Annotated in this window: 19 protein-coding genes, 2 pseudogenes and 1 riboswitch; of the genes and pseudogenes, 13 read left to right on the plus strand and 8 right to left on the minus strand. The window is 44.1% G+C overall.

The genetic code is table 11. The features are described from left to right. Nucleotide 1: 1 nt before the first annotated feature. A complete protein-coding gene (locus tag BSR11_RS06070; RefSeq protein ID WP_072669555.1) occupies nucleotides 2-790 on the plus strand; it encodes a peptide ABC transporter ATP-binding protein in 789 nt (262 codons plus the stop codon). A gap of 113 nt (nucleotides 791-903) precedes the next feature. Here BSR11_RS06070 and BSR11_RS06075 read toward each other — a convergent pair whose 3' ends face one another. Both BSR11_RS06075 and focA read right to left on the minus strand, forming a co-directional pair. Beyond that, nucleotides 904-1290 (minus strand): DUF2750 domain-containing protein, encoded by a 387-nt coding sequence (locus BSR11_RS06075; RefSeq protein WP_072669556.1) that lies wholly within the window; start codon nucleotides 1288-1290, stop codon nucleotides 904-906. 241 nt (nucleotides 1291-1531) lie between these two features. Next, nucleotides 1532-2374 carry a formate transporter FocA gene (focA, locus tag BSR11_RS06080; protein ID WP_072669557.1) on the minus strand — a complete coding sequence of 281 codons (843 nt, stop codon included), beginning with the start codon at nucleotides 2372-2374 and terminating at the stop codon, nucleotides 1532-1534. Between the two features lie 251 nt (nucleotides 2375-2625). On the opposite strand from focA, the gene BSR11_RS06085 reads away from it, so the two are divergent. The 3 genes from BSR11_RS06085 to BSR11_RS06095 all read left to right on the plus strand — a co-directional run bounded on the left by BSR11_RS06085 (nucleotide 2626) and on the right by BSR11_RS06095 (nucleotide 4442). Then, complete coding sequence (locus tag BSR11_RS06085; RefSeq protein ID WP_072669558.1) at nucleotides 2626-2862, plus strand: TIGR02647 family protein; 237 nt, start codon at nucleotides 2626-2628, stop codon at nucleotides 2860-2862. Nucleotides 2863-2989: 127 nt separating this feature from the next. Next, nucleotides 2990-3820: an NAD-dependent epimerase/dehydratase family protein gene (locus tag BSR11_RS06090; protein WP_072669559.1), complete on the plus strand. Its 831-nt coding sequence runs from the start codon at nucleotides 2990-2992 to the stop codon at nucleotides 3818-3820. Further along, on the plus strand, nucleotides 3813-4442 hold the full coding sequence (locus tag BSR11_RS06095) for a YdcF family protein (protein WP_072669560.1): 630 nt from the start codon (nucleotides 3813-3815) through the stop codon (nucleotides 4440-4442). Before BSR11_RS06090 ends, BSR11_RS06095 begins: the two co-directional genes overlap by 8 nt. Nucleotides 4443-4522: 80 nt before the next feature. Here the strand turns inward: BSR11_RS06095 and BSR11_RS06100 are convergent, their stop codons facing one another. Continuing rightward, the gene (locus BSR11_RS06100) at nucleotides 4523-5101 is read right to left on the minus strand and encodes a thymidine kinase (protein WP_072669561.1); all 579 of its coding nucleotides are present in this window, start codon (nucleotides 5099-5101) and stop codon (nucleotides 4523-4525) included. 167 nt (nucleotides 5102-5268) lie between these two features. Continuing rightward, nucleotides 5269-7044, minus strand: coding sequence for an aspartate--tRNA ligase (gene aspS, locus BSR11_RS06105; RefSeq protein ID WP_072669562.1), 1776 nt, complete (start codon nucleotides 7042-7044; stop codon nucleotides 5269-5271). A gap of 322 nt (nucleotides 7045-7366) precedes the next feature. On the opposite strand from aspS, the gene BSR11_RS06110 reads away from it, so the two are divergent. The 7 genes and pseudogenes from BSR11_RS06110 (at nucleotide 7367) to BSR11_RS06135 (ending at nucleotide 13670) form a co-directional block, all read left to right on the plus strand. Then, nucleotides 7367-8269, plus strand: coding sequence for a DUF72 domain-containing protein (locus tag BSR11_RS06110; protein ID WP_072669563.1), 903 nt, complete (start codon nucleotides 7367-7369; stop codon nucleotides 8267-8269). 191 nt (nucleotides 8270-8460) lie between these two features. Beyond that, nucleotides 8461-9189: a carboxy-S-adenosyl-L-methionine synthase CmoA gene (gene cmoA / locus BSR11_RS06115; protein WP_004395102.1), complete on the plus strand. Its 729-nt coding sequence runs from the start codon at nucleotides 8461-8463 to the stop codon at nucleotides 9187-9189. Between the two features lie 107 nt (nucleotides 9190-9296). Continuing rightward, nucleotides 9297-10268, plus strand: coding sequence for a tRNA 5-methoxyuridine(34)/uridine 5-oxyacetic acid(34) synthase CmoB (cmoB, locus tag BSR11_RS06120; RefSeq protein WP_072669564.1), 972 nt, complete (start codon nucleotides 9297-9299; stop codon nucleotides 10266-10268). Nucleotides 10269-10424: 156 nt separating this feature from the next. Next, nucleotides 10425-10614, plus strand: a pseudogene (locus tag BSR11_RS17615) (ATP-dependent Zn protease); the annotation flags it as partial. A 113-nt stretch (nucleotides 10615-10727) separates the two neighbouring features. After that, a pseudogene (locus BSR11_RS17620) lies at nucleotides 10728-11177 on the plus strand (ATP-dependent zinc protease family protein); the annotation flags it as partial. 8 nt (nucleotides 11178-11185) lie between these two features. Then, nucleotides 11186-12694 (plus strand): inactive transglutaminase family protein, encoded by a 1509-nt coding sequence (locus BSR11_RS06130; protein ID WP_072669566.1) that lies wholly within the window; start codon nucleotides 11186-11188, stop codon nucleotides 12692-12694. Between the two features lies 1 nt (nucleotide 12695). Continuing rightward, nucleotides 12696-13670, plus strand: coding sequence for an alpha-L-glutamate ligase-like protein (locus tag BSR11_RS06135; RefSeq protein ID WP_072669567.1), 975 nt, complete (start codon nucleotides 12696-12698; stop codon nucleotides 13668-13670). A gap of 95 nt (nucleotides 13671-13765) precedes the next feature. Here the strand turns inward: BSR11_RS06135 and mukB are convergent, their stop codons facing one another. The 4 genes from mukB to cmoM are packed head-to-tail and all read right to left on the minus strand — an operon-like array spanning nucleotide 13766 to nucleotide 21057. Next, nucleotides 13766-18223, minus strand: a complete 4458-nt coding sequence (mukB, locus tag BSR11_RS06140) for a chromosome partition protein MukB (RefSeq protein ID WP_072669568.1) — start codon at nucleotides 18221-18223, stop codon at nucleotides 13766-13768. Continuing rightward, nucleotides 18220-18948 carry a chromosome partition protein MukE gene (gene mukE / locus BSR11_RS06145; RefSeq protein WP_004395095.1) on the minus strand — a complete coding sequence of 243 codons (729 nt, stop codon included), beginning with the start codon at nucleotides 18946-18948 and terminating at the stop codon, nucleotides 18220-18222. Before mukE ends, mukB begins: the two co-directional genes overlap by 4 nt. Beyond that, on the minus strand, nucleotides 18929-20266 hold the full coding sequence (gene mukF, locus BSR11_RS06150; RefSeq protein WP_072669569.1) for a chromosome partition protein MukF: 1338 nt from the start codon (nucleotides 20264-20266) through the stop codon (nucleotides 18929-18931). Before mukF ends, mukE begins: the two co-directional genes overlap by 20 nt. Further along, nucleotides 20263-21057, minus strand: coding sequence for a tRNA uridine 5-oxyacetic acid(34) methyltransferase CmoM (gene cmoM / locus BSR11_RS06155; protein WP_072669570.1), 795 nt, complete (start codon nucleotides 21055-21057; stop codon nucleotides 20263-20265). The genes mukF and cmoM overlap by 4 nt, the downstream gene beginning before the upstream one ends. A gap of 115 nt (nucleotides 21058-21172) precedes the next feature. Here cmoM and elyC point away from each other — a divergent pair, with 115 nt between their 5' ends. Beyond that, complete coding sequence (gene elyC, locus BSR11_RS06160; RefSeq protein ID WP_072669571.1) at nucleotides 21173-21979, plus strand: envelope biogenesis factor ElyC; 807 nt, start codon at nucleotides 21173-21175, stop codon at nucleotides 21977-21979. 375 nt (nucleotides 21980-22354) lie between these two features. Further along, nucleotides 22355-23362: an HTH-type transcriptional repressor PurR gene (gene purR, locus BSR11_RS06165; RefSeq protein WP_072669572.1), complete on the plus strand. Its 1008-nt coding sequence runs from the start codon at nucleotides 22355-22357 to the stop codon at nucleotides 23360-23362. Between the two features lie 201 nt (nucleotides 23363-23563). Continuing rightward, nucleotides 23564-23646: riboswitch (cyclic di-GMP riboswitch) on the plus strand. The last annotated feature ends 115 nt before the right edge of the window (nucleotides 23647-23761 follow it).

Here is a 23761-nt window from a genome sequence, read left to right on the forward strand (position 1 = left end):
CATGAGCGCTTCACTGCTAGAAGTTCATCAATTATCCAAAGATTTTGTGAACCGCTCAGGGTTGTTTCGTAAAACTATTCATCATGCCGTTAAACCGGTAAGTTTTAGTTTAGAGGCTGGACAAACCATCGGTTTCATCGGTCAAAATGGCTCAGGAAAATCGACCCTAGCACGTATGTTAGCTGGCGTAGTAGAGCCATCAGGCGGCGATATTTTTGTTAATGGCGAGCGTTTGGCGCATCAAGATTACAGTACACGTTGCAAATTAATTCGGATGATTTTTCAAGATCCAAATACCTCGCTAAATCCGCGCCTACAAATAGGTCGAATTTTAGAAGGCCCACTGAAACGTAACACCAGCATGACACCAGAAGCACGAATGAATCGCGTAAGAGACACTTTGCTGCGCGTAGGACTACTTCCTGAACATGCTTACTTTTATCCACAAATGTTAGCCACCGGGCAAAAACAGCGGGTTTGTTTGGCTCGGGCGCTGATTTTACAACCTTCGGTGATCATTGCTGATGAAGCGTTAAACGGTCTAGACATGGCTATGCGCTCACAAATCATCAACCTTTTCTTAGAGTTACAGGAAGAAATGGGCGTCTCTTTTATTTATGTTTCACAACATATTGGCATTGTTAAACATATCACGGATAAAATCATGGTCATGCATGAGGGTGAAGTTGTTGAGTCAGGTGACACTTTACAAGTCTTAGCTGATCCTCAGCACCCCATCACTCAACGGATGATTGAAAGCCATTTTCAAAAAGCACCGAACTTTAAGTAACGGCTTAACGGATAACATAAAGTAGTATTTAACTGTGGTGATCCCTGATGGAATACCCTCTCGAATAAGACAAAGGCCCAAATTATTGGGCCTTTGTTCTCTCTATCATAGTATTAAGCAGACTTTTGTTTGCCCAATTCTCTATCAAATTCATCGGGAAATAAAACTACCCCTTCTTCATTCTCATTCGGACAAACTACAACCGAAAGATCATCATCTGCCAATCCAGGGGTCCAGCGACTACGCCATTGATTAAGAGGAATCGACTGCGCTTCACACTCGGCCCACTCACCAGTGGCCCACGCCTCAGCTAACTCACGATGTGGCCAAACGGGCACGCACTCTTCGTCTTCAGTATTGAGCATCACACAGCCATCTTGATCTTTTAAAATCCAGATTTGCTGATTGGCCACAATATGTTTAAGACAATACGTTAAACGTTGTTCAGAATCATACTGATTGACGGCCGCGATTTGTTCGGCACTAAGTGAATTAGACATAATATACTCCGCTTTTTTTAAGCCCAAAATGATACCGTAATTTCATCATTACACCAGCTCCGTTTGCGCCGCCACGACAATATCACATTCATACTCATCGCTGCCGCTGCACCTTAGCCGAGCTATCACTGCACGAATATCGTGCATCATTTATACTAAAAATCATTCAGTTAATGTTACGCACTGAGTTTGAAAGCACTTATCCACAGAAAATGTGGATAACCAACCAAACGATAAAAACCTACTCTTTGAGATAAATTAACCAATACCAAATCCCCACAAACACACCACCACCGACAATATTGCCCAAGGTGACAGGAATTAAGTTATCGACAATAAAGTTCATCATGGTTAAGTCCGCATACTGAGCAACATTTGCTCCAGTCATCTGCCAGAAAGCCTCAGGAGCCACATATTTGATACCAATCGCTAATGGCACTTGGTACATGTTCGCAATACAGTGTTCAAACCCCGAAGAAACAAACATCGCCACGGGTAAAATCAGCACCATAACTTTATCTGTTAAAGAGCGAGCGCTAAAAGTCATCCATACGGCTAAACAGACCAAAATATTGCACATCAACCCAAGTGAAAAAGCCTGTAAAAAATCATGATGAAGCTTATGCTCAGCAATCGCCATCGCATTGAGCCCCAATTGCCCACCATCGTCCATAAACTGTTTGGTTGATAACATGATCGCTACGAGTAACACTGAACCACATAAATTACCAAAATAGACCACGATCCAGTTTTTAACTAACTGTGGCCAAGAAATTTTCCCACTCGCTTTAGCGACCAAGGTTAACACCGAGCTAGTAAAGAGCTCTCCCCCCGTGATCACCACCAAAATCAATCCCAGACTGAAGGCGATTCCTCCGATAAGCTTAGCAATACCGTAGGGAATGTCTTGTGCGCCAGTGGTTACTACGGTGTAAAACACAAAAGCGATACCGATGTGAATGCCAGCAGAAATCGCCAACAAAAACGATTTATACATAGGTTTAGTGGCTTTGCTTTCTCCAGTGACGGCAGCACGTTCCGCCATTTGTGGGGGAAGCAAAGAGTCGAATTGGTTCAGATCCATAATTAATGTTACATTTTGATACAGGTAAAAAGAGTGGCGGATAATCGCTCTATTTCCTTTTTTGTTCAAGGGGTATTATGGCCGTTTACTAAAAATGTTTTACATCCCGATGCATGCCGCTTTTTCTCGGTCCTTGAACTGGATAAAAAAAGCCCATAATGGATTAAGATAACAGTTCTCTATGTTTATGATTGCGTCTTTTTCTTTCGCCGATTAAGGTGAATTTAAATCAACCATAGTAAGGGTTTACGATGAAATTTTCTCCACAGCACCTAGACGAGTTAAATCTGCTGATTCAATTTGATGTCAGCAGCGCAGCAACGGGTATCAAGGTACACAGCGATGCTCCAGATGCACTCCAAGCCGCAGCTAAACGGCTTCACGAAAAGGGCTTATGCAGCTTACCGGATGGTGGCTATTTAACTCACGAAGGGATTGAAATGGCTGAACTTACTCAACGTCTTTTGCATGTGTTAACTCACGCTTAATCTTCTTCCATCAAACCATGCGATAATAACGTTAACTTTCAGTTCATCATTCACGATGGTTTTGGGGTTAACGCTATTGTCCTCTCAGTGACAAGCTCTCTAACACCCCCTACCAATAGGTAATCGTATGCAACGTATCGCCATTATCGGTGCAGGTTGGCTGGGCCAACCACTGATTCAACATCTCAAGCAACAAAATTATTACGTTTGTGCCAGCCGCACCAATCTATCAGGTGTCGAGCAATTGCACACACAAGGTGTGGATGGTTTTGTTTGTCAATTACCAGAAGCCTCTAGACTTGCCGAAGAATTACTGACCTTTCGTTGCGATGCGTTGATTGGCTGCTTTCCTCCCGGTTTTCGCAAAGGTCAAGGCAGCGATTATCACACAAGCTGGCAAGCTTTAGTTCATGCGGCACAACAAGCGGGTATTCGCAAAATCATCATGATCAGCTCAACCAGTGTTTATCCTGACCAAGCACAAACGATGCGTGAAGAAGATGCCTCTTTAGTTCAGTGTGAACAAAACCCTATGTTTTCAGAGAAAGCCAAAATCATGCTATGCGCCGAACAAGCCGTGATCGATAGCGGTATCGAGTATGCTATTTTGCGTTGCAGCGGGTTAATCGGTCCCAATCGTCACCCCGCTCGCTTTGCGGCTCGTCTTTCTCAAGTCAGCGATCAGGCGCCCGCCAATATGGTCCATCAATACGATGTATTACAAGCGATTACTTTTGCGCTGACGGAGATTAGCAACCAGATTGTTAATGTCACCACACCGACAACCGTTAATAAAGCCGAGTTTTACCGAGCGGCTTTGTCTGCAGTCCAATCGTCTCATCCTTTACCACCGATTGTTCATTTACCAGATAAACGAATTGTCAGTGATAAGCTGATCACGATGGGATTTCATTTTCACTACGCTAATACATTAGAGGCGCTGCACGGTTATGAGTAAACGTCTTTATCAACATTTAGAAACTCTGTGGCAGTTTATGCAGATGAAACACGAGTTAAAATCTGCGGATGTCATCATTGTTCCAGGTAGCAATGATATACGCGTTGCCGAAGTCGCTGCAGATTTATATCAAAAGGGCTTGGCACCTTGGGTATTATTCTCTGGTGATAAAGGGCGTTTTACGGAAGATTTATTTGAGTACAGTGAAGCAGAAACCTTCGCGATGGTCGCTAAAGAGTGCGGCTTACCCAGTTCTGCAATCTTATTAGAAACTCAAGCGACCCATAGTGGTGAGAACGTGTGTTTGAGTCATCAATTACTTAGTGAGAAAGGTATTCAGGCTCAACGTTTACTGATTGTGCATAAGCCATATATGGAGCGGCGCGCTTTCGCGACCTTTACTAAACAATGGCCAGCAACGTTGACGTCTTTGCAAGTGACCTCTTCTGGCGGAGATTTTTTTGATTACTTGACTGAATCCCTGACACTCGATGTAGTACTCCATGCCTTACTGGACGATTTTCAACGTTTGTTGGATTACCCAGCACGAGGTTTTCAGATCCCACAACCGATCCCCGATGAAGTGCAGCAAGCTTATCAAACCCTTAAGCGGTTGTTTTAAACATTCATGATTAGGGGCAAATGAAGACTTGCCCCTAGTCTATTGAGATGATTGACTGCAAAGAATGTCGTGAATAGAACTCAACGCCCAAGCGCTTGTTTATAGTGCTGACGGCATACCGAGACATAGCGATCATTACCACCAATATCGACTTGGTCACCTTCGCTAATCGCATTACCTTGTTCATCAGTCCGAATAACCATGTTCGCCTTGCGCCCACAGTGACAAATGGTTTTCAATTCAATCAGTTTATCCGCCCACGATAACAGATATTTACTGCCTTCGAATAACTCACCGAGAAAGTCAGTGCGTAAACCGTAACACAGCACTGGAATATCTAATTTATCAACCACTTCCGTTAATTGATAAACCTGTTCACGAGTTAAAAACTGGCATTCATCAACCAGAACACAATGCCGTTTCTGCTCAGTATTTAATTGAGTGATCGCTTGCAATAAATCGGTGGTGTCATCAAACAAATGAGCATCGGCTTCAAGACCAATACGCGAGCTGACCTTGCCAACACCAAAGCGATTATCAATCGCGGCGGTAAAAATCACCGGAGTCATACCCCGCTCTTGGTAGTTAAACGACGATTGCAATAAGGTGGTTGATTTACCCGCGTTCATTGCGGAGTAATAAAAATACATCTGAGCCAACGGAGAGGTTTCCTATTAAAACTAAAAAGCGCGCCATTGTAGCAAACCATCATCAAATGTGGACGCTTATTAGCAATGAGGGTGCTTTTCGATAGATTAAAGGCGAATGTCTACGATAAAAAAGGGCGGCCAAAGCCACCCTCTTATTATTATTAACCGATCATCGTTTACTGTGCTTTTTCTTTAGCTGCCGTCACGGTAATCGCTAATTCTTCAAGGGCTGCAGGGTTAGCCACACTTGGCGCATCCGTCAATAAACAAGCCGCGGCGGTCGTTTTCGGGAAAGCAATCACATCACGGATGTTTTCCGTTCCACACAACAGCATCACTAAACGGTCTAAGCCAAATGCAAGACCAGCGTGTGGTGGTGTGCCGTATTTTAGTGCATCTAACAAGAAACCAAACTTCAAACGTTGCTCATGCTCATCAATACCCAGCAAATCAAATACCGCTGATTGCATGGTCGCATCATGAATACGAACAGAGCCACCACCAACTTCATAACCGTTTAAGACCATATCGTAAGCATTAGACAATGCATTACTTGGGCTAGCTTTTAATTCTTCTGCCGTCATATTCAACGGTGCAGTGAATGGGTGGTGCATCGCCGCAACATTGCCTTCGCTGTCGGTTTCAAACATAGGGAAGTCAACAACCCACAATGGTGCCCAAGTTGCCCCGTTGGTGATGGCCAAATCTTTGCCTATTTTAAGACGTAAAGCACCCATCGCTTCCGCGACAACATTGGCATTATCTGCGCCAAAAAGAATGATGTCGCCATTCTCTGCTTGAGTACGCTCAATAATAGTTTGCACAATCTCTGCATTTAGGAATTTAGCGACTGGCGATTGGATACCCTCAAAACCAGCAGCGCGATCATTAACTTTCAACCACGCTAAACCTTTCGCGCCATAAATAGCAACAAACGCGGTGTATTCGTCAATTTGCTTACGCGATAGTGCTGCACCACCAGGTACGCGAAGCGCAGCAACGCGGCCTTTTTCATCATTGGCAGGACCAGAGAAAACTTTAAAATCGACGTCTTTCAGTAAATCTGCGACATCAACCAGTTCCATTGGGTTACGCAAATCAGGCTTATCACTACCAAAACGACGAATCGCTTCGCTATACGGCATGACTGGGAACTCACCCAAATCAACATCCAATAGTTCTAGCCACATCTCACGAATCATTTTCTCAGTTACAGCGCGCACTTGATCCGCCGTCATAAATGAGGTTTCAATATCGATTTGAGTAAATTCTGGTTGGCGATCGGCACGTAAGTCTTCATCACGGAAACACTTAACGATTTGATAATAGCGGTCAAAGCCAGACATCATCAGTAACTGTTTGAATAACTGAGGAGACTGAGGTAGCGCATAAAAACTGCCTTTGTGCACTCGACTTGGGACAAGATAGTCACGCGCACCTTCTGGTGTCGCTTTGGTCAATACTGGTGTTTCAATGTCTAAGAAACCATGTGTATCAAGGAAGCGACGGACAAAACTTGACGCTTTAGCTCGTAACTTAATCCGATCGCTCATCTCTGGACGACGCAGATCTAAATAACGGTATTTGAGACGCTGCTCTTCCGAATTCTTTTGATTAGAATCTAAAGGTAAAGCTTCAGAGCGGTTGATGATCTGTAAGTCTTTAGCCAGCACTTCCACTGCGCCCGTTGCCATATCTTGATTGATTTGACTGTCTGGACGAGCGCGGACTTCACCGGTTAATTTAATGCAGAACTCATTACGTACTTGGTTTGCGATGTTAAATACATCCACCATATCGGGGTCGACAACAACCTGAACGATACCTTCACGATCTCGCATATCAATAAAAATCAGACCGCCTAAATCACGACGGCGGTTAACCCAACCGCAAAGTTCTACTGTTTGTCCAACAAGGGACTTGTTCAGGTGACCACAATAATGGCTACGCATAATGAAATTCCCAACCTCTATTTAATTCATCTTATTCCTAGCCGCAGAGCATCTCGCTGCGGCGCATGATTCCATTTATACGCTGAAAAAAGTTGAAAATCGACCTTCCAGAATACAATTTTGCTGTGTTTTCCTCTGCCCTGCTTTTTCCGTACAATAATCAAGCAAAATATGCACAAAGCATCGACAGTAATAAAATTGGCGCTGATTATAACGCTAAAATAACGTATTCTTCAAAGAACTCATGCTCGCCGACAAGAAAAACCTCATCAGCGCAGAGATACCTCTATCACTGGAAGTCAAAAGAGTACAAATAGTGACAATGACAAACTTACCATTACGTCTAGGACTGACCCTATGGTCACACGCTGGTTGGCAAGGGCGTTTTTATCCTTCTGGTAGTTCAGCGGCCGATCGTTTAGCGCACTACGCAACCGTTTTTCACACCGTCGAAGGTAATACGACGTTTTATGCGTCGCCCTCGCCACAAACGGTGAATAATTGGCGAGCCGCAACTCATGACCATTTTCGGTTTACATTTAAGCTACCGAAAAGTATTACCCATCAGCATCAGCTGGTTGGATGCCAAGGCGAACTCAAACAGTTTTTACAATTAATGGCTCCACTGCATCAGCGAATTGGTTTATGGACCATACAACTGCCGGCTTCGTTTAGTGCCGTGCATTTTGGTCATTTACAAAAGTTTTGCCGTTATTTCCCCAAAGATTTCCCATTAGCGGTAGAAGTACGTCATCGTGACTATTTTGCCAAAGGTGAGGAAGAGCGCCGTTTTAACCAATGGCTGATTGAACAGGGAATCAATCGAATTATTATGGATAGCCGCCCTGTTTTTGCTGCCGAGCCAAGCAATGAAACGATTATTGATGCACAAAAGAAAAAGCCGAAAGTACCCGTCCACGCATTAGCCACGGCCGATAACCCCATGATTCGCTTTATCGGCCATCCTGATTTAACCGCGAATTACGCTTTTTTTAAGCCTTGGCTACAAAAGTTACCTCAATGGATCGCCGCCGGAAAACAACCCTATCTGATGATTCATACGCCAGATAATTTTTACGCTCCAGAACTTGCCGTTGATTTATATCAACAGCTACAAACCCGTCTTCGCCATGCACTTCTCAACGAAAGCGCTGCCAATCAAACGGTGTTACCAGACTTAACTGCTTTTCCTGCCCAAAATAGTCAGCAAATGTCGATTTTTTGACGACACCTTGTGACCCACTCTGGGTATATAATGACAGGCCATCAAATTTTTCATAAAATGCCTCACTTTTTTATCCAACCAGTCACTTTATTCCTCATTATTAACGAGGCTATGCCTACTACGTAATAAAGTTCGTAATAAGGTTATAGTTATAAAGGACAGGTGAAATCAAGCGTGCATAAGGTTTACTCATGGCCAACAAAGACACCATATTCTCCGCTCCTATTGATAAAATCGGTGATTTTACCTTCGATGAGAGAGTGGTTGAAGTCTTCCCCGATATGATTCAGCGTTCGGTTCCGGGATACAGTAATATTATTTCCGCAATTGGTATGCTCGCCGAACGTTTTGCTAAGCCGCACTCTAATTTGTATGATCTTGGCTGTTCATTAGGTGCAGCGACCCTATCGATGCGGCGTCATATTCAACAAGAAGGGTGTAAAATTATCGGCGTCGACAACTCATCGGCGATGGTGGAACGTTGTAAACTGCACGTGAATGCTTACCGTTCTGATACGCCAGTCGAGATTATCGAAGCGGATATTCGTGATATCCAAATTGAAAATGCCTCAGTGGTGGTGCTTAACTTCACACTGCAATTTTTATCTCCTGACGATCGTTATCGCCTACTAGAAAATATTTATGCTGGATTACGTAGTGGCGGCATACTGATTATTTCTGAAAAATTTATTTTCCCGAATCAAACGGCCCACGAGCTGCTGATTGATTTGCATCATGACTTTAAACGTGCCAATGGTTACAGCGAATTAGAGATTAGCCAAAAGCGCAGTGCGATTGAAAATGTGATGCGCCCAGACTCCATAGAAGCTCACAAAGCACGCTTTAAAGCCTTAGGTTTTTCCAGCTATGAAATGTGGTTCCAATGTTTTAATTTTGGGTCGATGTTCGCCATCAAATAACTGAATCGTACTTTGTGGGATTACCTCAAATAACCAGCACGCTTTTTCCTTCATGGTAGATATGGGTTCTCTACCATGAGGTTTGTACTCATTAGGAATAGATAATTATGTTTAATTTTGGTCCACTTTATCAGCGCATTGCGCAAGACACCCGTTTACAGCCTTGGTTAGAGGTGTTACCGAAACAACTTGCTGAATGGCAAGCGAAACCTCATGGGGATATGGAGCGCTGGTTACGTGCTTTAAAAAAAATTCCAGAGGCGAGCCCAGATCATATTGACTTGAAAGAATCGGTGTCGGTGAGTAATACTCAACCTTTGCCTGAAGGCGAGCAAAAAAAACTAACCAGCCTATTAAAAACGCTCCATCCATGGCGCAAAGGTCCTTATTCATTGCATGGCATTTACATTGATACTGAGTGGCGCAGCGACTGGAAATGGGATCGCCTTCTACCTCATATTTCCCCTCTTCAAGGCCGTTCAGTATTGGATGTCGGTTGTGGCAATGGCTACCATATGTGGCGCATGCTCGGCGAAGGTGCGTATCAGGTGATGGGTATCGATCCATCTGAGTTGTTTTTAATCCAGTTTGAAGCTGTGCGTAAATTAATGGATAACGATCAACGTGTCCATTTGGTGCCGCTTGGTATTGAACAACTCCCTGAATTACAAGCATTTGATACTGTATTTAGTATGGGAGTATTGTATCATCGTCGTTCACCACTGGATCACCTTCTCCAATTGAAGAATCAACTGGTTAGCGGTGGTGAATTAGTCTTAGAAACACTGGTGATTGAAGGTGACGAAAATGCCGTTCTCGTCCCTTTTGATCGCTACGCTCAGATGCGTAATGTCTACTTTTTCCCATCAGCGCTGGCCTTAAAAGGTTGGTTAGAAAAAGTTGGGTTTGTAGAGGTAAAGATTGTCGATGAGAACATCACCTCGCAAGATGAGCAACGCAGTACCGAGTGGATGACTCATAATTCATTACCTGATTATCTGGATAATGAGGATCCCAGTAAAACCGTGGAAGGCTACCCGGCACCACGTCGAGCAATTTTAATTGCTCAGAAACCATAATTGACACAGCCTTAACTCGTCAGGCTACGGATAAGTCTACCCTAATGGATGAGATCAGCGCCGCTGGGCGCTGATCGATGACTTAAGTATCGAGATCATCCCTTAAGTCATCGAGGGTATAACGAATGAAACCATCACATAATAATAAGGTTGCCAATGTTTAAGCGAATAGCTCCCATCGTCGCACTAAGCCTACTTTCAGGCTGCACCCTATTGAAGGGAGATGAATATCATCAGGCTACGCTGGCCGCACTTCATCAATCTGAATCGAACATTGCTAATAAAATTGTTAATTTAGAACTCCATATAAGCAATCAGATGGATTATATCGATAGCCTTGAAGGTAAAGTCTCTGGTCTACAAAATGAGATGTATGAGCTAAAAAACCTCGCCAACCGACCGATCATCATCAATGAACCATCGCAATCTGCTGACTCAATCGTTACGGTGAATGCTACTCAAACGATACCTCGTCAAGATCTGGTATTAGGTGAAATAGAACGCGTAACCATCGACAGTATTAAACAGTCATTTGATGCTCGAATTGATACTGGTGCAGCGACTTCTTCGCTGAATGCGGTAGACGTTGAAGAGTTTGAACGCAATGGCAAAAATTGGGTACGATTTCACCTTACTGGCGATAATAGCGTCAAAGACGATAGTAATTGGATAGAAGCCCCTATTCTCCGCTATGTTCGTATTCGTCAATCCACCAACGAACAAACCGAGCGCCGTGCTGTGGTCGAATTATGGGTGAAATTGGGGCCTATTCATCAAAAATCTCAATTTACCCTCGCTGATCGTTCACAAATGACCCATCCTATTTTATTAGGTCGGGAATTTATTCGCGATATCGCCGTGGTGGATGTAAGCCGTCAATACATTCAGACAGAAACTAAAGCAAAATAAGGCCCATTATGACGTCACGAATTCCGTTTTATCTATCCATATTCTTATTGATTGTGGTTGGGATTACTTTAAGTGTCATGCGTCATCAAAGCTATGGTGTACCATGGACACCCGGTGAAACTCGCCAAGTCTGGGACATTGAAGCGCGCATTGAATTTAACGCGCAAGGCCGAGAAGTCAAAGTCTCTCTCGCTGCACCTCATACCCAAGATGGCTTTACGCTGATTGGCGAAAATGCCTCTTCTCCGGGTTACGGTATTTCTTATGTCACCACGGAAAGTGGTCGCCGTGCAGAGTGGACAATTCGTCAAGCCAAAGGCCCACAGACCATTTATTACAAAACTCAGTTCTTAGTAGACCCACAAGCTAACGCGCTGCCTGTCCCTCCGAGTGCGCCTATTGTTAGGCCGACATTTGACGGTCCGGATGAAACCTCAGCCATTGCACTTATCGAGCAAGCTAACCGCCGCTCCGCGAATGACGTAACCTTTACTCGCGAACTGATTAAAGCGCTCAACGAAGCAGAAAATCAAAATGCTGCATTGCTGCTTAATAAAATGAGTAAAGTGGATGCGGCGCAAAAACTCCTCTCTTATGCACAAATCCCCAATAAAGTGGTCGGCGTCATTCGCCTTGAAGATGGGCGTCGTCGCCAATCGATCCAACATATGAATCAAGTCTGGGATGGTAATAAGTGGGTGCTATTTAATCCAGAAACTGGAACTCAACCGACTCAACCCAATTTATTGGTGTGGGATGAATCGAATGTTTCTTTACTTGATGTGATGGGTGGACAAAACAGCCAAGTCCATTTCTCTATGATTGCGCAAGATGTCTCGCCTCAACAGGCGACCAACAGCAAAGTCAGCGCCGATGGATTATTAAATCTGTCTATTCATAGCTTACCGCTTGAAGAACAAGCGATGTTCAAAAATATCATGTTGATCCCTATCGGTGCACTGATTGTGGTCTTTTTACGTGTGATCATTGGCTTAAAAACCTCGGGGACTTTTATGCCCGTTTTGATTGCCGTCGCGTTTGTACAGACCCAATTAACCACTGGGATCATCGGATTTTTATTGATTGTCGGCACAGGCTTAATTATTCGTAGTTATCTCTCCAAGCTAAACTTATTGCTGGTCGCTCGAATATCGGCGGTGATCATCTCGGTGATATTGATCATTTCAATGTTCACTGTGGTTGCCTTCAAAATCGGCCTGACCGAAGGTTTAACGATTACGTTCTTCCCGATGATCATTTTATCTTGGACCATTGAACGGATGTCAATCCTCTGGGAAGAGGAAGGCGCTAAAGAAGTGATTCTGCAAGGTGGCGGCTCTTTATTGACTGCCGTGCTGATTTATTTAGCCATGACTAACCCTTATGTGCAGCACTTAACCTTCAACTTTATTGGATTACAGCTAATTGTCTTAGCGGGCATTTTATTATTGGGAACGTATACCGGTTATCGCTTAACCGAACTACGTCGCTTTAAACCCTTGGTAGACGGAGATTAATATGTTTTTTTCTCTTTCTGAATACACCTCCCCTTTCAAATTGCGCCGTAAGGGGATCATGGGCATGAATAAGCGTAATCATAGCTATATTGGTCGCTATAACGATCGCTCCAAGTACCCTCTGGTCGACGATAAACTGCAAACAAAGCTGATTGCTCAACGCGCAGGTTGTACGGTGCCAAAACTGATTGGTGTGATCAGCAACCAAGGGGATGTTAAACGCATCCACGAAATGGTTAAGGAGTGGCCGGGGTTTGTCATCAAACCGGCACGAGGCAGTGGCGGCAAAGGTATCTTAGTCATCACTTCCCACCAAGATGGCCTTTACACCAAACCTTCTGGATCGACGATTAATAAAGAGGATGTTGAGCGACACATTAGCAACGCTTTAGCAGGTCTTTTCTCACTGGGCGGTAAAAATGACGTCGCGGTGGTCGAAAACCTAATTAAATTTGATGACTGCTTTGATGGTTTCAGCTATGAAGGCGTTCCCGATGTACGGATCATCGTCTTTAAAGGCTACCCAGTAATGGCAATGATGCGGCTTTCTACCTCCGCTTCAGATGGCAAGGCTAACTTACATCAGGGAGCAGTAGGCGTCGGGGTCGATATCCGATCCGGTAAAGCAGTACGTGCCGTACAGTTCAATCGCCCAGTAACTCATCATCCCGATACCGGTAAATCATTATCTGAGCTCACGGTACCGCATTGGGAACGCTTATTAACCTTAGCGGCCAGTGCATGGGAAATGACCGGTTTAGGTTATATTGGGACTGATATGGTGCTGGATAAAGAAGAAGGCCCAATGGTGCTTGAGCTTAATGCCCGCCCAGGTTTAGCGATTCAAACCGCTAATGGCGCAGGGTTACTACCGAGGTTACAGCATATTGAAAGTATCGGCTCACCGTTGATTTATCCGACCCCAGCTGAGCGAGTCGCTTATGCCGCGAAACAATTTGGACTAAATAACGTTTAATCCCCCGTTGTGTTACCCTTTCAAAAAACCGTTCCGCGGAACCATAAAAAAGCGCCTTATCCTTAAGGCGCTTTTTATTGATAAGTGGCTAAGCCCTAGCTAAGCGCATCGGCTAGCGGCAGAGACTCATTTTTCGGTTTTTCACTGGTGAAGCCACGTAATCCTACGACATGCACGTGTTCGTGATCTTTAAATACCTTACGCACCAGTTTATAGGTGGTTCCTCTTTCTGGGCTGATATTTTCTGGAGCCGCAATCAACAATTGCATATCCAAACGTTCACACAATTCAAATAGCGTTGCTATTGATTTAGCATCTAAACGTGCCGCCTCATCTAAGAACAATAAACGGCATGGAATAATATCTTTACTGCGTAGACGACGAGATTCTTCTTCCCAGCTCTGCACGACCATTAGTAAGATGGACTGACCCGTACCAATCGCTTCACCTGTTGACAATGCGCCCGACTCAGCTTGTAACCATCCATCTGAACCACGATTAACCTCAACACTTAACTCTAGATAGTTACGGTAATCGAGCAGCTCTTCACCCAATATTTGTGGTGAACGCTGTCCCATATCGATATGGGGATTCACTCGTTGGAATAGCTTCGCCATCGCTTCTGAGAAGGTATAACGTGAACTTTCAAACAAATCTTTATGCTGAGCTTGCTGCTCGGCTAAACCACTGAGCAGAACTTCATGGCTTTCACGAACTTTGACATTTAAGCGCACACCGTTAACTTGCCCAAAAGCGATATTCGAGAGCCCTTGGTTAAGCATGCGGATCCGGTTTTGTTCACGTTGAATGGTTTTACGAATAATGCTCGCCACCGAATCTGAGCTGATCGCTAATCGGTTTTCCCGCTGAGTCAGCTCTTCTGTTAGACGAGCTAGCTCGACTTCCATCTCTTCAATCGCTTCGACAGGATCATCGGTACGAATAATATCTTGTCGAATTCGTTCACGTAAGTGCTGATAAACCGCAATGTAAAACAGTACCTTACGTTCAGGATAAGCATTATCCTCCGAGAGACGTAGCGCATCACGCAGCGCCTCATTATTCGCCACGGCAAGACGTAGCGCCCCGAGCGATTTATCCGACATGGAGCGTAACTCGTCAGCCGATAAATAAGCCAATTCACGTTTATGCAAACGACGTTCAACATCATTTTGGCGGGCTAAACGAAGTACCGCACACCATCCTGCTTTAGCATTCACAACGAAGGTGCGTAAATCTTGATACTCTTTTTCTAATTTTTTCAATCGCTTGGCAAGCGATTTCATCTCAATTTCGGTTGAGGTGATTGTCCGCTCATAGTGACTCTTACGGCTACGAGAGCTGTGCAAACGTTCATGCAGCTCATCACGGCGCTGCTGAGCTCTGAATAATGCGTTTTCATCTGGATGTACGCCAAACTCCTGTAGCTCTTGCTTAAACTCTTGCATCGTTTCCAATTTGGATTGATGAGCACTTTTTAACGACGCTAATACTTGATTATATTGATTGAATTGCGCTTGCGCTTGTTTTAGCTCTTCTCGTGTACGTTGACGTAAACTCTCGGCTTGAACTAACTTGGCTTTTAGCTGCTCACTGAGTTCGCTACTTTGATTGAGAAGATCCACCGAATCTGCGTAAGCAAAGTGGTGACGACGTTCAACCAAATCCGCTAGGGCAAAAATCTGCGCCTTCAGTTGTTGCAGCGAACGATCCGCAGCAAGATACTGCTGTTCTAAAACTTCAAACTGTTCAGGATCAACCTCTAACGCTGAAGCAATTGGCGCGAGCTGTTCAACCGTTCTACCATGTGCATTCAGCCAAGCCTTGGCTTCCATCAACTGAGCTAACTTGGCATCAATATCTGCAGCTCGTTCGGTTAATCCAGACTCAGATAACAAACGAAAATTAGGTGCAATCTTCTCTAATAGTGCTAATGCCTGTTTACTCAATTGACGCCGACTGGTTTGTTGCTGTTGCTGATGCTCTAACTCGACTAACTGGCGAGTAAGATGATTGAGCGCATCACGAGCATGACTGAGTGCTTGTTCAGGATCCGACTCAAACGCAACTTGCAAATGCTGAGCAACAAAATCATTAAAACTACGGTATAAGCGCTGTAACTTTTGTGAATCAAACGCGGCCTTAGCATGCGCTTCTACGACTTCATCACGCTCATCGCGCAGTAGTTCTAAACGCTGCTCACGAGCAGCACGTCCAAACAGTGGAATTTTTGGAAAACGTGAATAGCGCATTTGACGCTGATTGAGCTGAACACAGACCGCACCTTCCAGTTCTGCCGCATTAAATGAGCTGTCATCGAACGCATCAATATCACCCTCAATCAGATAAAGATCTTCTGGACAGTCATCTAACTCAACCAGTTTTTCTTTTATGCCTGAAAGATCAGAGACCACAATCGCGTGGCGGGCAGGACCGTACATGGCACTGAAGTACGGCGCATCTTCTAACGTAATATCATCGTAAATTTCAGAAAGTAAAACGCCACCAAGGGTATCGGCAAGGCCTTTAAGACGAGGATCATTCGATCCGCCCGGTGAAGCTAAACGTTCAATATCATTTTCTAATTGCTCGCGACGTTGAGCCAATGCGTCTTTCTGAGCCGATTGATGTTTTTCACGCTCTAGAATGGCTTGCATTTCAGCCATTACCGATTGACGGCTGTCTAAACTCGCTCCACTTTGCTCTCGCAATAGCTGCAACGCTTCTGTCGCTTGGTGCCAAGCCGGTGCTTGTGACTCTAGCTGTTTAATCGCATTACGCTGTTCTTGTTCAAGACCACGCTGTTGACTACGCTGATCGCGTAGTGCTTCTTGTGCTTGTTCAAGCTCTTCCAAAAGTGCAAGGTGCTGCTCACGCTCATGCGGCAATTGAGAGGGATCATCCAGCATTACCTGAAATTGCTGATGATATTCAGCCACCGATTGACGCACGGATTGTTGCTGTTCGATACGGTGCTGTAAATCTCGCTGCTGTTCATACCATAGCGCTTCATTCTGTACGAGTTGTTGTGCTTGCTGTGCTTGAGCGAGTAACTGGTTTGCACACTCTGCTGCTTGGCTACGAGCCACATCACCTAAAACGCGACTCACTAAGTGCAAGGCTTCGTTAAACCGTGCTGAAGCAGCTGAAGACATATCGAGCTTATGTTTAACCGCCAATAATTCGCTGGTGGTTGACTCTTGACGCCCACTTAGCTCAATCATCACCGCCTGAGCACTTTCCGCCGTCAAGTTATCATCAGCGAGCTGTTGACGTGCTTTGGCCAAGGCTTGCATCGCTTGTTGATACTGCAAAGCTCGCGTTTGCTGAATGTCCAAAGCTTGTTGATAATCCGCGAGCTGAGTTTTCAGACTATCGACTTCCTCTTCAGCAGCAGTAGCTTGGTCTTCAACCATCACTAAGCGCTCTTGCGCTTCCTCAACCACCATCAACTGTTCTTCAAGACGCAAACTCAACTCTTCAAGATCATCTTGATAACGGGCAATTTTTTCTTGCTGACGAAGGGCATTTTGTACTAACTGTAGATGATCGGCTGCACTTTGATGATCCTGTTCCAGCGCAGCTTCTTGTTCAAGCAATATTTCCAGCTCTTCGTGCACTTGATTCAATAACCGATTGTGCTCCAGCAAACTATCACGTGCGCTAAATAACTCTTGGCGTAAGGTCAACGTTTGCTGCACTTTACTACGACGTTCATTAGCGTGACGCATATAATCAGCGGCAACATATTGGGTCGATTCGGTGATTAAATGTTTGAATAAATCACGATCGGCTTGGGTGTTTTTTATCGCTTCCAGCGTCATACGGTTTTCTCGCAGCGCTGACTCCATATCTTGGAAAGCTTTTTTCACCCCACCATTTTGTGGCAGTAAGTAATCGCGTAATGAGCGGGTAATCGCACTGGAAATACCTCCGTATAAAGAGGCCTCAATGAGACGATAAAATTTTGAGCGGTCACTGCTATTACGCAGCTTTTTCGGTACCACACCAAATTCAAACATTTGACTGTGATAATCAACGATGGAACTGAACGATTTAAAATGTGCCCCTTCAATACCATGAACGGCTTCTTTAACTTCGTTGAGCTGCCTCACTCGAGCGTGTTGATCGGAAACACTTTCAATCAAAATATCCGTCGGTTTGATATGGCTAGGTAAACCCTGAATGACAAAAGGTTTAATATCGACTTTTTTATCACGGCCAGCGACTTGTTGCAGTTTTACCGCAAACAGCAAGCGTTGATGACGAGAATTCACCACATCCAATGCCGCATAACAAGCGCCAGGTTGTAATTTACCGTAAAGACCTTTATCACGAGATGCCTGAGAGCTGCCTGCTTCTGTGGTATTACGAAAATGCAGTAGACTTTGATCGGGAATTAATGCGGTGATAAACGCCGCCATCGTGGTTGATTTACCTGCCCCATTGCCTCCAGATAACGTCGTCACCAAATTATCAATATCAAAAGTACGTGCGAAAAAGCCGTTCCAATTGATCATGGTCAGCGATTGATACTTACCTCTTTCAATCATGCTTCATCTTCCCATAATGTCGGTTGATCTTCATGTTGTTCGTCAGCAGATACCGTATCCAATAAGCTTTGCTGACTTGGCTCTTGACTATGAACAACGGCTTCACCATCTCGTATCAAACGCAATTGCGCCTGACGTAAATCGTCACCAATACGCACATCGGCCCCAAAACGAAATACCGCTTCGGTAATTCTAAATTTGGTCGTTTCCCCAAGATGGATAATCATCCCTAGGCGGCGTAAACGACGTAGCGAGGTACGGACTTTTTCAAACAGTTTCTCTTTATCCAAATCTGAACCTTGCGCACGATTGGTCGCAAGCTTCATCAATTTCTTCTCATCGGTCAAACTCAATAACTCTTCATAGAGTTCTTGATACGTAAATAAACCTTCATGGGCAAGACGCTCTGGACTTAGATATAAAAAGCACAGCACTTTACCAACCAGCATATCTAATTCAGAAAGAACGCTGCGGTTGATCAACGAAGTAGAACGTGGGCGTAAGTAAAAAAAGCCCTCTGGAGCACGAACTAACTCGGTATTGTAGCGCTGATAAAAAAGAGCCAACTCAGGTTCAAAATCACTGAGAAATGCATGGTTATCTAAATCATCACTAGACACATGACGTCCAGCGCGTAATTGGCTGTCTAAAGCCGGGAAAAGCGGGTTAACAATCGCTTTAGCCAGATTTTCTGGCATGTAGTGGTTAATATCGGTCAATGACATTAGCTTGTACCTTTGCACCAAATTGGTTAATCGCTTGCCAATCAGGTTGAATGGCTTGGTAGTCGGATTGTGAATAGCCCAAGCGAACCGCTTGGTCGACAACAATGCGGGCTAGATCGAAATGATGGGTTCTTGGATGTGCGGCAAGATAATCACGCAGAACATGACCAAGGTTGATTGGTTGGCCCTGCTGCTTGTGACTCTGGAGCATATCAGCAATACGTTCCGCAAGCTCATCGTGAACCTTTTGAAACGTTTCATATTCAACTTGTGGTGGAATATGACCAGTGACTTCTTCATCTCGTAGCATCAATGTCTCGTCACGCAGATCAGATAAACGCTCTGCTTCTGCATAAGTGAGTAACCAAGGCTGTAAAAAATAGTCCTGTAACGACTGACGTAAACGTTGGCTGAAGGCACGATTTTGGTCCATGTCGATCGCGGTACGAATAAACTTATGTACATGACGATCATAACCAATCCATAAATCGATCGCTTGTTGCCCCCAACTGATGATTCGGTCTAACTTCATTTGCAGCACAAACAGCACTTCATCGATAAACTCTAATTCTGGATCGCCATAAACAATCTCTTGAATATCAAGAATTTGAGTTTGTAATTCGTCGCCTGCAGCTTGAAGCGTATCTTGCAATTCTCGTAATGTTGATGAGGTTTCAGACAATAAACTTTCACAATTATGAATCGCTTCTCGCCAATCTTTATTCAATAGATCGGCTATTTGTTGTTTCACTGATTGCTGCTGCTCATCCAAGACGCGTTGGTTAAGATCGATACGATCAAAGATTTCACTCACTGAGTATTTTAATACACCATAAACATTCTTTTTCCAATGTGCGGGTGTACCACCTTGCTGAGCCGATTTAACCGCTTTAGCCATTTCATCTGCTAACAAAGAGAGTTGAATAGAGAGTTTTAATTTCGAGAATTGACGATGACGAACATAATAATCGGTAATGCCAATCGCTAAGGGAGATAAGCGATAAATACTTGCGCCATCGGTAACCTCACTAGTAAAACGACTGAGCAAACGCTGTTTAACCAGTTCATTAATAGCATTATTAGCCCGAAATGCAGAGACTTCACCCGTTTCAGTAAATAGGCGGCTAACAATTGCAAATGCATCATGCAATTCTCCTTCACCTAATTCTTCATCGAATTTTTCATGGCTCAATACAGCAATCGCTATTAAAAACGCCAGCCGTTCAGCAGGTAAGTTCAAAGAAAAATCGTGCTGCTTCACCCAACTGACGAGTTCATCAATCGGTTGTTCAGTCGCATTGTGAGTCATATCACTCATTGTTCTTCCTGTGGTTGTTTCCTAGCCCAAACATGGATGTAGCGTCCTAAAGATAGATAAGGCTCTTGGCGGCAAAATTGTTGCTCTAATGCCAACAGGTCTGCAAACTCAAACTCGCCCATATTGGCCATATTGCCGATATAGTCACTAAAGCAGCGAATACCTGACTTACCCATGATTTGATATCCAGCATGTTCAATCCACTGATATACATCAGCGGGGATCAGCCCTTTTTGTGGCTGTAATTTAAATCGTTTACGATGTGGCATGCCATTTAAAATATGTGGAATATTGCCACATACCGCATTTTTATAAACTAAGCCATGTTGGTTGTAAAACATCACCGAGACAATACCGCCGGGACGTACCAGTGTTAATAACTGCTGTAAAGCCTCTTGGGGATCGGTCAACCATTCCATCACTGCATGAAATAAAATGATATCAACGGGCTCCGTCAAGTGTTGCTGCACAGCTTGTACCGAGGAATGCACAAAGCGAAACCTCTCTAATAACCCTTGGCCAGTCACTTCTTGTTTGGCCAAATCGAGCATCTCTTGTGAAAGATCACATAATGTAATCTGATGACCAAGCCTCGCGAGTTTTTGCGACATTTGCGCAAGGCCACCGCCCGCATCCAAAACATGCAGTGGTGTTGTTTGGCCGTTAAAATGGGTCAAAATTTGCGTGAGATCATCCCAAACAATGACTTGACGAATCTCGCCTTTGTCAGAGCCGTAAATATTTTTTGCAAATTTGTGGGCAATATCGTCGAAATTGCGATCTTCAGTCACAGTAGCTTGAGTTATGATAATAAATCGTGCTGCTATTCTGTCATAGGAATGGCAGGAATAAAGGACCTTTCGCTGATTTTATTATCAAGTGCTGTTTTTTCGGACTATTTAATCTATGTTTGAGCTGAAAAAAATCGTTTCTTCTCTACTGATGCCATTACCAGCGCTGCTGTTGATTGGTTTTATCGGCTTAATGCTGATTATGTTTACCGCTAAGCGTAAAACTGGTTGCCTAGTAGTATTGTTTTCTTTGTCCAGTTTATTCGCCATTTCTTTTCAACCAATCTCCAATCAGTTATTGATGCCTTTGGAGCGTCAGTACAGCGCTTTTTTACCAGTTGAAGGTACTATCGATTACGTAATGGTACTAGGTAATGGTCATGTCGTTGATGATAGCATTCCACCAACCTCAGAACTCAGTCGAGCCGCTTTAATGCGTCTGACGGAAGGTATTCGTGTCATGCGAATGTATCCCGGTTCAAAACTTATCTTGTCCGGCTATGCAGGAGGTAGTGAAATTAGCCATGCACGTATGTTGGCTAAAGTTGCGCTGGCGCTTGGTGTTGCTAAATCGGACATTATTTTGCTTGAAACCGCGCAAGATACGTGGGAAGAAGCGAGACAAGCGGCGGCTTTTGTTCAGCAACGCACCTTAGTACTGGTCACTTCGGCCAGCCACATGGCCCGAGCGATGAATGAGTTTCAATCTGCTGGACTAAATCCAATCCCAGCACCAACCAATTACCTAGCTCAAACTAATATCAGCCAAGCGTGGGATAAATATACCCCAAGAGCGCTCTATTTAGAGCAAACTGAACGATATTGGCATGAAACCATAGGACTCATTTGGCAAACGATGCGCGATTGGGTCACTCATGAACCTAAGTTGCCTGAATCAAAACCTATGATAGAGGGTAACTGATTTTCTCGTTATCAGTCGAAAAGTGGTGGTGTGCACAACTTGATAAACATTGTACCTATTTAGCATTGAATGGAAGGATTATGGGCCGAATTTGATTGCGAGTTACTGCGTTGCAGTCTAGAATCTTGCTGGTTATCAACAAGATTAAATGTAACCAATAGGCCGCTATTTAACAGCGGTTTTTGTGTTTTTATTACTTTTAGGCTGACGTTAGCCTATACCCGAATCATGAGACTTTGCATAAAGGGCAGCTCCGGTAATACCCTTGGCAAACCTCTCGTCTATCACACTCCCTAGTAGGATGATTGCATTTTCGGGCACACAACTACTGCTCCAGTTGTCTCAACACCGAGCAGTCATCGACAGGATAATTTTATGGCTACGATTAAAGACGTTGCACGCCTAGCGGGCGTATCAACAACAACCGTATCTCATGTCATCAATAAAACTCGTTTTGTGGCAGAAACCACCCAAGAAAAAGTCTTGGACGCTGTTAAACAGCTAAATTATGCACCGAGCGCGGTCGCACGCAGCTTAAAATGTAATACAACGCGTACAATCGGTATGCTGGTGACTCAATCAACCAACTTATTTTTTTCTGAAGTAATCGATGGGGTTGAAAGTTATTGTTACCGCCAAGGCTACACACTCATTCTCTGTAATACTGGTGGTATCTACGAGAAACAGCGTGATTATATTCGCATGCTTGCTGAAAAGCGGGTCGACGGAATGTTGGTCATGTGCTCCGATTTAACGGAAGAGTTACTTGAGATGTTAGACAGTCATCCCTCCATCCCTAAAGTTATTATGGATTGGGGCCCACAAACGTCACAAGCGGATAAAATCATTGATAACTCTGAAGAAGGGGGTTATCTGGCTACAAAATATTTGATCGAAAATGGGCACACTGAAATCGCTTGTCTAAGCGGTCACTTTGTTAAAGCCGCCTGTCAGGAGCGTATTGCCGGTTTTCGTCGTGCCATGGCAGAAGCTAACCTAACCGTTAAAGAAGATTGGATCTTAGAAGGTAACTTCGAATGCGATACTGCCGTTCTGGCCGCGGATAAAATCATTGCGATGGATACACGCCCTACTGCGGTGTTTTGCTTTAATGACACCATGGCATTAGGCTTAATCAGCCGTTTACAGCAACGTGGTGTACGCGTACCAGACGATATGTCTGTTATTGGTTATGACAATATTGAGTTAGCTGAATATTTTTCTCCACCACTGACCACTGTGCACCAACCTAAACGCCGTGTAGGTAAAAATGCCTTTGAAATATTGTTAGAACGTATTAAAGATAAAGAACATGAGAGACGTATTTTTGAAATGCACCCAGAAATCGTTGAGCGTGATTCAGTCAAAAAACTCACTAATTAATAGATAAGCACTTCATTACCCCATCATAAATCACAAGCTCCAATCATAACTCTAGGCTATGATTGGAGCTATTAATACCCAAACCATTCACACTACCAATGAAATAAAAGGCATACTAGTGATGACTGAGTGTGATACTTATTCAATGATTTGTTTATTTTATACATCCACGTTATACTATTTTGTCAATAATGAAACGTGTCACGCACAGGGCAAACCATCTGAAAAGATGGGACGCAAAGCCTCCGGCCTAAACCAAAGTGGTAGGTAGCGGGGTTGCCGATGACAAAATAGCCAAAAGAAGAAGTCAACTCCCCTTACTATTATGCTTTTTGACTTTTTGCTATTTTCTCGGACCTGATTTTGCTGGCGAATTGCTTAATACACCGAGAATAACAG

It is taken from the genome of Vibrio injensis (assembly GCF_001895205.1).
Classification (GTDB): Bacteria; Pseudomonadota; Gammaproteobacteria; order Enterobacterales; family Vibrionaceae; genus Vibrio; species Vibrio injensis.

Excerpts from the sequence above, each read along its gene's own strand:
- BSR11_RS06135 (WP_072669567.1), top strand. The coding sequence starts at position 12,696 with ATGTTTTTTTCTCTTTCTGAATACACCTCCCCTTTCAAATTGCGCCGT.
- mukF (WP_072669569.1), bottom strand. The coding sequence starts at position 20,266 with ATGAGTGATATGACTCACAATGCGACTGAACAACCGATTGATGAACTC.
- aspS (WP_072669562.1), bottom strand. The coding sequence starts at position 7,044 with ATGCGTAGCCATTATTGTGGTCACCTGAACAAGTCCCTTGTTGGACAA.
- mukB (WP_072669568.1), bottom strand. The coding sequence starts at position 18,223 with ATGATTGAAAGAGGTAAGTATCAATCGCTGACCATGATCAATTGGAAC.
- cmoA (WP_004395102.1), top strand. The coding sequence starts at position 8,461 with ATGGCCAACAAAGACACCATATTCTCCGCTCCTATTGATAAAATCGGT.
- BSR11_RS06085 (WP_072669558.1), top strand. The coding sequence starts at position 2,626 with ATGAAATTTTCTCCACAGCACCTAGACGAGTTAAATCTGCTGATTCAA.
- BSR11_RS06075 (WP_072669556.1), bottom strand. The coding sequence starts at position 1,290 with ATGTCTAATTCACTTAGTGCCGAACAAATCGCGGCCGTCAATCAGTAT.
- BSR11_RS06090 (WP_072669559.1), top strand. The coding sequence starts at position 2,990 with ATGCAACGTATCGCCATTATCGGTGCAGGTTGGCTGGGCCAACCACTG.
- mukE (WP_004395095.1), bottom strand. The coding sequence starts at position 18,948 with ATGTCATTGACCGATATTAACCACTACATGCCAGAAAATCTGGCTAAA.
- focA (WP_072669557.1), bottom strand. The coding sequence starts at position 2,374 with ATGGATCTGAACCAATTCGACTCTTTGCTTCCCCCACAAATGGCGGAA.
- BSR11_RS06070 (WP_072669555.1), top strand. The coding sequence starts at position 2 with ATGAGCGCTTCACTGCTAGAAGTTCATCAATTATCCAAAGATTTTGTG.
- cmoB (WP_072669564.1), top strand. The coding sequence starts at position 9,297 with ATGTTTAATTTTGGTCCACTTTATCAGCGCATTGCGCAAGACACCCGT.
- BSR11_RS06130 (WP_072669566.1), top strand. The coding sequence starts at position 11,186 with ATGACGTCACGAATTCCGTTTTATCTATCCATATTCTTATTGATTGTG.
- BSR11_RS06110 (WP_072669563.1), top strand. The coding sequence starts at position 7,367 with ATGACAAACTTACCATTACGTCTAGGACTGACCCTATGGTCACACGCT.
- purR (WP_072669572.1), top strand. The coding sequence starts at position 22,355 with ATGGCTACGATTAAAGACGTTGCACGCCTAGCGGGCGTATCAACAACA.
- elyC (WP_072669571.1), top strand. The coding sequence starts at position 21,173 with ATGTTTGAGCTGAAAAAAATCGTTTCTTCTCTACTGATGCCATTACCA.
- BSR11_RS06095 (WP_072669560.1), top strand. The coding sequence starts at position 3,813 with ATGAGTAAACGTCTTTATCAACATTTAGAAACTCTGTGGCAGTTTATG.